This window comes from Armatimonas rosea, assembly GCF_014202505.1.
Lineage (GTDB): Bacteria > Armatimonadota > Armatimonadia > Armatimonadales > Armatimonadaceae > Armatimonas > Armatimonas rosea.
In genome coordinates this window covers 68,091-81,719 of record NZ_JACHGW010000001.1, presented here as the reverse complement: position 1 = coordinate 81,719, position 13,629 = coordinate 68,091, and the positions used below count along the sequence as shown (strand labels likewise).

At 61.2% G+C, this 13,629-nt stretch carries 3 protein-coding genes; 2 read left to right on the top strand and 1 reads right to left on the bottom strand.

Annotation, left to right across the window (positions count from 1 at the left end; all coding sequences use genetic code 11):
- Positions 1–10,419, top strand: a complete 10,419-nt coding sequence (locus tag HNQ39_RS00305) for a hypothetical protein (RefSeq protein WP_184191770.1) — start codon at positions 1–3, stop codon at positions 10,417–10,419.
- A gap of 292 nt (positions 10,420–10,711) precedes the next feature.
- The gene (locus tag HNQ39_RS30450; protein WP_343075958.1) at positions 10,712–11,038 is read left to right on the top strand and encodes a TM2 domain-containing protein; all 327 of its coding nucleotides are present in this window, start codon (positions 10,712–10,714) and stop codon (positions 11,036–11,038) included.
- On the opposite strand, the gene HNQ39_RS00295 is transcribed toward HNQ39_RS30450, so the two are convergent.
- Entirely contained in the window at positions 11,035–13,590 is a 2,556-nt protein-coding gene (locus HNQ39_RS00295) for an AAA family ATPase (RefSeq protein WP_184191766.1), read from the bottom strand. The two genes, HNQ39_RS30450 and HNQ39_RS00295, sit on opposite strands and share 4 nt — an antisense overlap.
- Between the last annotated feature and the right edge of the window lie 39 nt (positions 13,591–13,629).

The window sequence follows — 13,629 nt, the reverse complement described above, 5'->3', positions numbered from 1 at the left end:
ATGAAATCCTCTGAGTTCTGTACGACAATCACCCGAAGCTGCAAAGAGCGCCTTAGCACTCTGCAGGGACTGGTTGGCGCGGTGGTCTTATCGCTTGCAATAGCGCTTCCTGCTGTTGCACAGACACCACCCGGCGATCCCCTTCCCAAGGCAACTGAGACCATCAGCCCTACCGTGGCCCGCTCGCGCGTCACGGAGCGGCAGTCGCAGCTCAGCCCTGCTCCCAAGGCACACGGTGATACCACGAACCGTGGCCGCATGAGTGCGGACTTCCTCTGGGGAGTCACCAACGGGAATCGTACCTACAAAAAGCCACCGATGGGACGTATTCCCAATCAGACATTTGACAACTCGATCCAGCCCGATGGGTGGTCGTTCCCCTACAACGTTAGAAATGAGGGGACTGTCGCTGCGCCTATCTACCGACGAACCACAGCGACAAATAGAAACCCTAGTATTATCTTCGACGACGAAACGAATGGGCCTAATGTTGTCTCGCTGACGCATCCCGTCACCGCTCTTGGGCTTGTGGGAGGCTTCTTTGCAGGGGCGAACTGGGCCGTGGTGACCGCTCCTACGCCCAACGGAGGTGCCGGCTATGTGGGGACGCAGTACACCCGCTCGCCTGCGCAGGCCCGGCCAGCAGGAGCGCTCGCGGATCCCAACGACCCCAACGATCCCAACAAGTTTATCTGGTACCCCACCGTACCGGGTGGCCCAGGGGAGGTTCGTTACTACTCGATCAAGCTCCATATCCCCATCGCGGATACCACAGGCGTTGAGACTCGCATCTCGGATGCCCGCTATATCGTCTCTTATGTGGTGCAGAAGTCAAATGGCACCTACCTGCACAAGCAAAAAGTCTGCACGCTGAGCCAGGTGACGAGTGGTGATCTCTGGTTGGTGGGCGACGATGGCAAGCCGGCAGTCTTTACGTTCTTTAGCGACGCCACCTACAATGATCCGACCCTCAAGACCCAGGCCTTTGCCAATGGGCTGACCTATGGCGATCCCCTGACTCGTGCCCGCGTCACGCTGGACAATACCACCGAAAACGACATTAATGGCACTCAGTTTGTCATTGCCGACCAGATTGCGTTTGTTCAGAGCCTCGCGGGGGGGAGCACCCGTGGCACCCCGACCCTGACGCCGCCGCATGGTGGCCGAAAGGTCGACACCACGCAGGCCAAGCCTACGCCACCCGACGCGGACCCCTATGACCAGCCTGCTAAGGGAGCCAATACCTATGCGCTCAACATCTGGAATCCCAGTGGTACCGGGCTCGCCTTCCTGAACGACTCGTTCAACTTCATCAACAACCCCCGCGACCCCGCCTACGCTACTCTGGGCGACCCTCTCTTTGGTAAGTTCGATTCGTCGGACCCTTCGGTGCTCTTCCGTGGACCAGAGTCCCTGATCTCTCCCAAGGATGCGCTTGGAGTGACCGTGACCGCAGTCAATGCGGAGAACCACCAACAATACAGAGATAGCCTGGGAAATCCGGTTCCCTTCTTCTCCCACATGCAGGTTCTGGTCAATAAGACGGACTATGTGATCGACCCCGAGACTGGGGTGCCCGATTCGCAAGTCGATGGAACCAAGACCATTGAGGTCGGATCGATCTCTGCCTTTGACTGGGTAACGGGGACGCAGCTCTGGCGCTTCCCTGACAAGACCTACCTGCCCGCACTGCCATCGGGGGCTGCCTGGCGCCACCCTGATAATTCATTGATGACGGGAGCGGCTCTCCGAAACCCGTATGACAATGTCTCCAAGTTCAACCTGATTCCTGGAATCAGTGCGGTGGATGTCAATGGGAATGGGAAGTACGACGACGACGAGATCTTCTTAGTTGGCCAGGGAGCCAATCCCAATGGCGGCTTGTCCGGCTCTCCGACTATCGTGCCCAACATGGAGGTCATGGGCGATGTCCAAGTGCCCGTGTATACGGCCTTGGGTGGTGGGCGCTTCGATATCAACACGGTGACCTCTGCGCCGCAGTACCGCTACTACCAGCCCGACCCGATGAACCCTCTTACAGGGCGCTTGCCAATCTACATGCCCCTGGCCTTTATCGGGGGCAACAACGGTGTTCTCTACGCACTGGATCCCTTTGGCAACAACGATAACCAGTACATTGAGCGCGCTCCAACCTCACCGGGGGTCTACCGGAGCTTAGGTGAGTTCCGGCCTGGAACCACCAACCTGCTCTGGACCTTTAGCCCGACATCGGTGCCACAGGTCATTAGTGGACCCTTCCGCGAGACTCGGGATAAGTACAATCTGCGTCTAAAGGGTGAGATACCAACCCCGAGTGCCTTCGGAGGTTCATCCCCGGTCGTCACTTGGGCCAAGCAGGACGATGACGACACCCTCAATCGGCGCGCCGAGGAGCCACGTCTCTTTATTGGAAACCAGAACGGTATTGTCTATGCCCTTGATCCTCGTGCGAATGCAGGGCCGGACTATGCGACCGGAACTGGCATGGCGACCTTGCCCATTCGCAAGGGAGAGCAGGTCAATCACAATGCTGCTGCCTACAATACTCCCGGGGTAGCTCTGCCTCCCGCCACGCGGCACCGGATGGCGCTGAAGTGGTGGTTTGAGACCAACGGCTCGATTAACTCCACGATCGCGGTCTCCGATACTGCCTTCCCCCGCAACGCGGGAGCCGCTCCTATCACGGCAAGCCGCCGCCTCTACACCACGACCGCTGAGGGGCGTGTCTACTCCTTGGACTGGGATGGCCCGGTGACCAAGATGGACCATGAGAAAAACATGGTCTGGGACGGTACGAGCGGTGTTGAGGCTTTCCTTGGTACTGCGCTTCCGGTGCCTGTGACTCGACCCAACTTTGGGACCGCTGCTGCACTCAACGACAACAGTCGCTTCCACGACTCCGTCTATGCCGCACGTCCTAGTGCTCGCCCTGATCTCACCGAAGGGACGATCCGCCCTGTCTGGGCCTTCCCCAATCGTTATGCCGATATCACGGATGGTGGTACTAGTGCTCGAGACAACCGCCGTGGATTCGATCAACCTGACTTTAGCTTGGCCTATGCGGGGTCCAACTCGCGCCTGGCAACTCCGGACACCGGCTTGGCTGCCTTAGACAGTGCTCCTGTTCTAATGGACTTTGCTATCCAGGACAGCGATAGTGGTGTCACGGGTCTGACGGGGATTCGGCACTATGTTGTCGTTGCTGCCAACGACCAAGATAGCGCCACGGGTGCTGCCGCCAAGGGGCGCCTCCTGCTTCTGGATCAAGAGGGGGATCGCAATGACTTCCTCTCCAACCCGATGCCGACCCGAGCCTCTGCAAAGTTCGTTCCCTCCGATCCTGCTGTCAATACCTCCCGTCCTTCTGGGCCAACGGCTAAGCCCAACCCCGTCGTGGGGGCATTGATCTACAGCCAGCAGCTCGACGAGTTTGTTTGGGATACCCCGTTTGGCAAGGCTGCACCCGTCTGGACCTACCGTTCGATCTACGATACCTACGATTCAAGCAGTAGCAGTGCACCATTTATTAATCGGAGGAACCGGCCGACTCCGGGTGTGGCCTCTGAACCCACCACTGGTTTGCCAGCACCTGTCTCTGGCGAGCCCGCACGTCGCATCCTACCAACCGTGTTTTGGGGTGGCCAAGGTCGGCTCTTTGCCCTTGATATCGACGCGGAGACCGGGCTTTTCCTGCGCTGGCGCAAGGCGACCGACCCACAGCCCTCGCCGATCCCGCTGGATGGGAGTCTACCCATTCCACCGAGTCTGACCGCGGCAGCTTCCAATGACTTCTTGAACCCCAGTGAGCCAATCACAGGGAACCCTTTCAGCCCGATCTTTAATGTGGGGAACCAGGATACTCTTGGCCTTGCACTCAAACATGTCATGGCCCGGACGGTTCCGTTGCTTGGTGACGGAAGCTCTGTCGATGGTCAAATTGTGGTCACGGGTGGTCCGGTTCAGAACCGTAATAACTCTAGGGCAAATGTTGTAGCCGCAGCCTTAACCAAGACGAAACGCCCCCCGCTGGTTAATGGTACCGATCCCACCGCTCCTTTGATCCCGACACTGGATGCGCCGATCTACAAGCCAATTCTAACCCTAGAGCCGCCTGTTATCGTCAATCCCGTTGGCCCCGTGATCTATGATCTGCGCCCCTTTGGATTCGACCTAGACCTGACTTCGTCGTTGGCACCTGCGATTCCCTTTCCGGATGCTGTCATTCTGCCCATCGTGGACTTGACCGGGCGCTTTGTCAATCAGGATATTGGCGATCCGCTTGCGACCACGCGTGGTTCGTGGCAGTCGCTCACGGTTGCGCCAACCCTGGCAGAGTCACAAAACCTTGCCTACCAGTACCCAACCCTGATCGTGACGACTCAAGGAGGCTTCCTCCACGAGATCAGTACGAATATTGAAGGCCAGGATCCCTCCGTTGCGACCGATCCGACCGTTAAGGGGGCTGGAACCGTCGGGAACCAGTTCGGACCACTCGGCTGGGCATTCACCGATGACATCAATGCGTACAACCCGCACGGACATGTCCACCTCTTCTCGATGGTGGGACCGGGTGGGGCACTAAGTGGGATCTCGGTGGTGACCAATGCCTACTTCCCCTCACTGGACACGGGCTATGCACGCCGCAAGGATCGCCTGACCAAGCAGACCCTGCCGACGCCCAACCCCACAGGGAAGTTCTTGGCCTATCCTAAGGACGAGCCACGCTCGCTGACCAGCACCTTTGGCGACGGACCCCGTCCCGGCTTGCTGCCACGCTCGCTCTACCCTGGCAATGCAGCCGATGCTGCCACGACGCCACCAACAGCTCAAGTGGACCCCGATTGGCACACCGGTCAGACCGGCTTCCCACTTGATCTCAATGGCTTGTTCTATGACAAGCGTTATGCAAGCGCTAGTCCGACGAACCACAACGCCGATGGCCAGCTGAAACTGCCTGCCTACGATCAACAGGGAACGCTCAGTGTGACGCCTCCTGTAACGACGGGAACGCCTGAGACGAATGGTGAGCGCCTGAGCCATAAGCTCGCGATGACCCTAGACGCGAACGACAACGCCGCTGGCCAGAACGTCACCTGGATCTATGCCACAGGCGAGGATGGTCGCTTCTTCGCCTACACGCCGGTCTTCAATCCCCAACTTGGTGGTATGCCCAGCGGTTTGGTGGATGGCATTCCCAACCAAGTGACGGGCGGACTTATCGCACAGCCCCGTGTGGATGTCTTTGACGACCAGGTCTTCACGGCCTTGCGCAATGCTGCTCGTGCTGGTAACCCGGTTCGTCCCGACCGTGATGGGACCGATGCGGCTTGGGTAAATGCGGAGGAGAGCCTCAATCCCTTTGGCGGGCCGATGGCAATGCCTCCTTACGGGGCGGGCCGGACGGTTACCGATCCTAACATGCGCTCTGTAGCCGCCAAGGGAAGTAAGAATATCTACGAGTGGGGCGAGACCCTAAACGTGGTTGCTTGGGATGTGACCGTAATTGCCTCCCAGCCCGCTCCCCCGTCCGGTGTGCTCTCCGCAATTCCTGCTACCTGGAGCGCTACTATCACGCTACGTCCCACAAAGGGCGGACCGATTAAAACGATCCCGGTCAGCTTGGAGCGCAATACGGGAACGGGCCTGGTTGCTACCTATCCTTATGTCTCAAGCTACTCGAGCAGTGGAGCACCCACACCAAGTGGAAATCGACCAGCACAGCTTGGACTTGCGTTTTCACAGATCAAGCTAGACGACTCTCTGGGGATCATCATGACTCCAGGAACGCCTATCGAAGTCGATATCCAGATAAATACTCCCATTGGGCAGACGGGGGCTACTAATCAAGCCACACTCAATGGGGGAACCCTCTCGGAGCAGACTTCGTTCCTGAAGCCGCAGGTGTTTATCGCCAACCCGCTTGCTGTGCAAGGCTTTGTGGTTAGCACGAACACAGGGCTACCGGTTCAGGCAGCGAAGGCTGCAGGGCAGCCCGTGGCGGGAGGGATCGGCCCGTTCCGAACACCCGCGACAAACAACTACCTTGATCCTTTCCGAAGCCGTGTTGCTGGGCAAAACCCGACCGCTGCAATGGATCCTGATCTGACAGGCTACGAGTACAGCCAGGCACTTGCCAATGGCAACACCATTCAGCGCTACGACTACGATCAGTACCTGCCTGCCGGGATGGGAGCAGTCACGCTAAACCGGTCGTTTGGTCAGCCTCTGCAGGCAAATGGAGGGTCGGATGCGACCTTCTCGATTCCGATCGCGGCGAGTACGGGCTACATCGGTCACGGCCGTACCGGCTCGACCGACCTGTCCGCGACCCAGCGCAACCTGCGCATTGTCAACCGGGCACCGATCAACCTGTCGAATGTCCGCGTTGAGGTGATGGACGATCTGGTCTGGCGCTGGTGGCCGGGTCGGATTCCCAATGCGGATACCGATCCCACCTCCAACCCGGCGATCACGCCGGTGGGGATGCGTGGGGATGGCCGAATCAACCCGCTACCCTGGGAGCAAGATGTCGCTCAGGCGCAGCCTTGGCGTCGCCGCACGACCGGAAATATTGTCTCCCTGGGCAATATCAGCCCGGACTACCCGGACATCATTGCTGCCTCAACAGCGCAGCAGGGCCGCCAGGCGGTGAGTGTGCTGGTCTCGGGAGCCGATGCCGTTCAAGGGCCCGTCTCGCTTCCCAGTGGACAGCTCGCCAATGTTGCCAATGGACAGGCTGCCACCCTGCCCTTCCTGCCGGGCAACTACTCCACCTTTGGGGCAACGGTCAGTGTTCGTGTGCCACTCTACCAGCCTGCAAACCTGGTGGCGACCCACAGCATGACCTCGACCTATGAGGCTCCGAGTAGGGAAGATGGTGCACAGCCGTTTATCACCAATGGCAACACGCAGCTGCCACGTGGTCTCAATAGCCGTGATCTCCACCAGTACAACCCGGGCAGTGGGCTCTTTGATGGAAACTATGCCATCACTCCGTTTGGCTACACGTCCCGCCTGAGGGTCTTTGTCGACTTCGGAAGTGGCAATAACAACAACAACTACAACGGACGCTGGGAGAGCGGTGAGCCTTTCCGAATCGTCGAGGTCTGGACGGGAGTTCCTGTCGACATGGGCCTGAGGTCGACCGAGTCTCCGGTTGATCTTGGGGCGCTGCCGGCTGGCTTTGGGATCCAGAACGGTCTCATGGGCTACCAGTCCGGGGCATCCAATAACCCTGGCTTCCTGCCCGACCCGATTGGGCGGCTCAACCCTGCCGATCCGAACGACCGGGCACCCTTCGATAAGTTCTTCAAGAAGATGACGATCCAGAATATCGGGAACGTCAACCTCTACAACCTGCGTGCTGCGCAGAAGACGGAGACCCTTACCGATGTGGATGTTCGCGATGTCAAGTTCTTCGGCTACTTCGGGCTCGTCTCGGAGACCGTGGACTCGCGCTACGGCATCCAGGCAGTCGGGGCCGACCCCAGCCTGACCGCCAATGTGCCCTATACACCGGCGACTCTGATGCCTCAGGTGGTGACATCGCTGGATCGCCAGTTCGATGCGGCGTTCAACAACTACCTGCAGACCCAGTCCACCCTGCCGACCTCCTGGCTCTCCCAGGTGACCGACACGGGCCAGACTGTCTACCAGCGCTACTACGCGGGGCTGGCTGGTCGGCATACCCTACACAAGCCGTCGGTCGGTAGCGCCACTCCCTCGGTGTTGAGCCTGCCCGACGTGCCAAGCAATACGGTCTTGGTGCCGGATCTGCCGACCGTGCCACAGCCCGATGCCACCCTGCCTGGGCTTGGAGTTGCGGTGCCGATTGGAACGCCGGTTGGAGTCTACCGCTCTGTCACGACGGCCTCGGCGACCGCGCCACCGTCGCTGGCAGTCTACGAGGACCACGACACGATCCTGCCCACGGGACATCCGCTCTCAGGCTCCAACTTGGTTGGCTATGTCGGTGCTCCCATGATTATAGGTAATGCCTCGGTCAGTGGGGGGGCACTGGTTGCTCCTGCAGGGCCACTCTATAACGGCCAGAACGTCCAGCCACCCGGCTTGGCACCGATCCAGCCTGTAAACGCCGGGGTGAGTGCGGAAGGAACCCTCCGTGCACGAAACTTTGGTATCAATGGCAGTGGTGTGATGACCGCGGTGGAGTTCCAGCCGCACACCAACCCTGCGGTGGATGTCAAGGTGACCGTCACCGAGACCCCGCTGACCGGTCAGATCGCCGACTATGCCCTCTTTGGCTACGACGGTATCTTCTCTGGCTTGCTCAATGGAATCGACTCGAAGCCCTTGGTGGACAATCCGGATCGCCCGCTCTCCGTGGTGACACCGGCGGCCTACCGTGGCGCAAACGGGCGGCTCAATGTCTACTTCTCCCGCAACAGCCGGCCTCTGGGATCGGACCCGACCGCCGTCGGCGCACCGTTTGGGCTCTTCCACAGTCACATGAACTGGGATCCCACGACGGGCTCGTTCCAGGCGGTTGCCCCGGGCTCGCCGATCCTGGCACCGCAGGCAAATGATGCCCAGATGTTCACGCAGCCGACGGTTCTTCCCACGGCGAGTGCGGACGATAGCAACATCTATCCCTCGGTGCTCCAGATCGATCCACTGGCAACCCAGGCGACTCTGTTCTGGGTGAACTCCCAGCTCAATGCGGGGGCGCTGCCAACCGATACGATCTTCTTCTCAAGGCTCGATGCCAACGGTAACCCGACCGGAACACCGACATCGCTCTTGAGCACGATCCTGGCCAACTACCAGCCCGACCCGACTATCCGTCGCTACGGCCCACGTGCCGCCTTCGATAGTGCTACTCGAACGGGCTTTGTGACGTTCTACGGAGGAGCACCTGGAAAGCTGGGGCTGTACTACATCCCCTATGTCGGTGATCCCAACGGGGTGCCGAGTATCGTCACGGGCCGCCGAGGCTCAGGCGAGGTCGCGTTGCCCGTTCCTCCGGGAATAGTCACCGCCACTGAGCCTAACCCGGTTATCCGACGGCTTGTGATTCCGGACTACAGTCAGGGGAGCTATGCGGGGTCAGTCTTTACTCCCACGGTGAGCTCGACAACTCCGGTAGTAGACGTGATCTACACGGGTGTCCTCCGCAACACCCAGACCCCGGATCTCTTTATGGGACGCTACCGGACGGTTGGGGCGGGGCCACTCGCACGGCTAACCCTGACCGCGCTTCCGCAGATTGGGGTTCCCCATGCGAGCGGTGAGCGACTGGTGCAGGTAGGGCGTGATCTGGTATGGCGCTCCAAGCACATCGCTTGGTACGTCCGCTACAACCCCCAGAACACGACCAACCCGGTAGAGAACCTCTGGGTCCGGGTGAGGCAGTCCAATGGGACTGTGCGCTACGAGACACTCGACAATGCCTGGGACTACGATGCCAATAGCCGGCGCTGGGCACAGGTCATCCGGCGTGGAAATAGTGTCCTGTTCGTCTATGTCGATCCGGATACGGGCGAGGTCCGCTTCCGCGGTGCCGATGAGCCTCAGTCCACGGATACGGTGGAGGTGAGCTACCAGCCCACCACCTACCGGCTCACCCCGGATGCCGCCTCCGACTCGGGAGTCTTCGTCGCGACCGATAACCGGATGACCCCTGCGGTTCCCAACGCACAGGTCTACCGCTGGATGCAAGCGGGGGCTCCGCTGGCACCCGCCGCTGCCCGACCCGGTCTGGGACGGCAGTGGTTCACGTGGAGCAAGGGAGCGGAGCCTAACCGCCCCGCCCGCCTCTACTACGCCGCACGGCGTATCGGGGTGGACCTGCGCTCTGTGAGCATTCCCGCAGCGGGACGCTTGAACACCCGGGAGTCGATTGCACTTTCTGTACGGGATGCCCAGGGCAACCAGATTCCGCAGGTAAGCGGTGTGGTCATTCCTGGGATTGGCTCGGTACCCTACGAGGTAGACTTTGTCACCGGACGGATCTACGTGGACTCGCTCTACGAAGGCTTGGGTGTCCAGATAGAGTACACCGCGGCACAGGGAGCGACCACAACCACCCGTCAGGTACTTACCCGCCTCGACTGGGTAGAGGAGCTCGCGCCCTCGGATAACTACTCCATGGGGGTGCAAGCGCCCATGCAGCAGACCATCAACGAGGCGCAGGTCTACAGCTTTGTCGATCTCTACAGCTACGATCCGACCCAGCTCGATCTGCTCCGACCGATGCCAAGTACTCGTGTGCCCGACTACCACGGCGACCCGACCCTACAGCCCGGGAAGCTCTGGATGTTCTGGACGAGCTCGCGGCCCAAGGCTGGCTTGGTACCGTTTGGTGGTGGACTGGTACGCGTCCCCAGTGGGTTCCAGTTGTTCTACCAGACCATCGCGCCCAAGTTTGAGATTCCTAGCTTCTCTACCTTCGGGCAGTAGGAGCACCGCTAAAAGCCCCTGTCTGGCGGCTGCCAGGCAGGGGCTTTTGTCTTGATCTGGTATAGTGAGGGCGGAGAAAAACATGGCTATCTACACCGTCACCCTGGATGGCGTGGCCTACGAGGCCGACACGATCGACACCCTGGAGCAGTGGACTGCTGAGGGGCGCCTCACCGCAGATACCGTGATTACGGACACGGGGACGGGAATCAAGTTCACAGTCGCGGAGCACCCCCAGCTCCGCACACGCCTGCCCCAGCGCGTTGCACCCACCGTTCCTCTTCCCCCCAATCTGGGAGGTGGCTATGGTCAGGCGCAGCAGCAGCGTCCCCAGGCCTACACCCCTCCCAGCCAGAGCTACAATGCCGGCACACTCACGGCGGCGAATAAGCTCCCCGCCGGCATCTGTGGGATTATCTTAAACTGCCTGGGGGTCCACAAGTTCATCCTCGGCTACACCACCGAGGGGCTCATCATGCTCTTCGGCTCGCTCCTCACCTGTGGGGCGGCCCTGCCCATTTTTGCCATTATTGGGTTTATCGAAGGCATTATCTACTTGACAAAGTCCGATGAAGAGTTTATCGAGACCTATGTCAAGCGGAAAAAGGGCTGGTTCTAGTTCAGCGAGAAGCGTGAGCCATCGGGGCCTTTGGTGATCTCGATCCGGGTGGGGAAGCGGTCCTTGAGCTCCTCGATATGGGTGATTACCAGGATCAGCTCAAACTCCTCCGCGATTGCCTCAAGCGCATCGGCGATTGCTTCGCGGCCGCGGGGGTCTTGTGTGCCAAAGCCTTCGTCGAGGATGAGCGTTTGTAGCGGTGCCCCGGCGCGCCGTGCGAGCATCTTGGAGAGGGCGACCCGTAGCGCCAGATTCACCCGAAACGCCTCGCCGCCGGAGTACATCTCGTAGGCACGGGTTCCCAGATCGTCCTCGATAATGATGTCGAGGGTCTCGATGGGGCTGGCTGACTTGGTGCGAGCCTCGCGGTGGGTCTCGAAGGTCACCCGCATCGCGCCGCTGGTCATGCGGCCCAGCAGACGATTGGTCTCCTCTTGAATCTCCGGGAGGGCGTTCTCGATAATCAGCGCCTGAACCCCTTTTTTCCCAAACGCTGCGGTCAGCTCCGCGTAGAGAAGCTCGTCGCGGGAGGCCGCCACGCGGTCGGACTCGATCTTCGTGCGCTCGGTGAGCCGGGCTTGAAGGCGGTCCCGCTCAGCTTTCAGGCGCCCGATTCGGGTGTGGGCTTGGTTGGTAGCGTCGTTCTGGTAGCGCAGGGCGCCCTCGGCCTCCGTGAGGCTCTGGCGGAGCAGGGGGAGGTTGGCGGCGCGCTGGCGCATCTCCTCGACACGGGGGCGGGCTTTTTCTATCTTTGTCGCGAGGCTCTGGGCGCGTGTCTCCAGCTCACTCAGGCGCACTGGCTCCTCCAGCAGAATTCCCTCAGCCTGCGTGAGGCGAGCGCGCTCGTGGGGGAGCTCACGGTAGGTGCTGGCCTGCTGGCGCAGGGCGCGAAGCTCTTCTTGGGAGCGCTCCAGCTTCTCCAGGTGGGCGGCGAGCGCCATCACCCGCTCTTGCGCATCACGGGCGAACTCCCCGGACTCCAGCTGCTGGCTGAGCTTCTCCCGCTGGCGCTCACGATTGGGGAGCTGCTCAAGGCGCGTCCGAATCCGAAGTGCCTCCTGCTGGGCGTGGGCGTTGCGGTTGACCAGCTGCGCGACCGTGCGGGAGTCGGTGAGGGCTTGCTCGGAGAAGGCCCGCCACTCATCGGCGAGGCGCTTGGCATCGCGGCCCTGTGCGCCGAGCTGGGCCTGGTACTCGCCGTTTGCCTCCAGTGCCGTCTCTGCCTCGACAATCGCGGCCTGGCGTGCCTTGGGGGTGAGCGGCTGGCCGCAGAACTCACACTGCGACGAATCCGACCCGGTGAGGGCGGAGAGGCGCTTCTCCAGGCGCTCTTGCTCCGCCTTGGCGGTGTTGCGCTGTGCTTTTAGCTCCGTAAACGCTTCATCGGCCTTGGCACGCTCCGCCTCGGCGTCTCTCCGCTTGGCCTCGGGGTCGCCGTAGGAGGCGATCTCGGCCTCCGTGGTGGATCTCTCGGCCTCGTAGCGCTCCAGCTCCTTGGCCTCTTCGTGGAGGTCCTGCACCTCGCGGGTTACCCGGTAGAGCTCGCGGTCCAGCTCGGTGCGGGCGCGCTGGATCTGCTCGGTGAGCTGCTCGCGCTCCCGGTAGAGCGCCGTGGCCTCGTCGACCTGGCTCTGGAGTACGTTCAGGCGCTGCTCGAGCGCGGCGGCCTCGCGCTCTTGCTTCTCGATCTCTGGCCGACGTGTCAAGATGGCCTCGGCGGCGGCGATACGCTTTCGCAGCGCCTCGGAGTCCCGCAGAGCGATCGCGTGGTCTTGCTCCAGCTCGCGCAGCTTCTCGTCCCAGTCCCGTGCGAGGTTCGCATTGTTTTGGCACTCCTCAAACGCGAGATGGGCGCTGTCTCGGGCGAGCTGGAGCTGGGTGAGCTGTGCGGCGGCATCGGCGAGGAGCGCCTCGGCGGACTCCAGCTCCGCATCGATCCGATCTTTGTCCTGGAGCTCCTCGTCGATCAGGGTGAGCTGGCTCTCGGCGGCACTGCGGCGCTCACGGGCCTCGCGCTGGGTCTCACGGGCACGCTTTTCCAGCTCGTCGTAGCGCGAGAGGTCCAGAATATCGGCGACAATCTGCTTGCGCTCGGTGGGCTTGGCGCGGGCAAAGATATCGGCGCGGCCTTGGGCCAGGTAGGCCGTGGCGAGAAACATCTCGTAGTTGAGCCGTAGCAGCCCTTCGAGCTTGCCCTTGGTCTCGCGCCCGTCGCTGATATTGCGCAGCGTGTCGTCGTCCTGCCACGCCGCCAGGCTCCAGATCGGCGATGTCCCCTTGCGGTCGCGGCGCTTGGTGACCCGGTACTTGGTCTCCCCGAGCTGGAAGTCCAGCATGACGCTGCAGCTAGGCGCCCCGAGGCGGATCACATCGTCTTCGCGGGGGGCGCGTGTCTCGCCAAAGAGCACCCAGGTGATCGCATCGAGGATCGCGCTCTTGCCGTTGCCATTGTCGCCGGAGAGGCAAGCGAGGCGCATGTCGCTGAGCGGCAAGGGCGGGACTCCCTTGCCGTAGGACATGAAGTTTTCGAGCTGGAGCTTGAGGGGGATCATGGGGCCACCTCTCCCCCCCGGCCCCCCTCACCTAAAGGC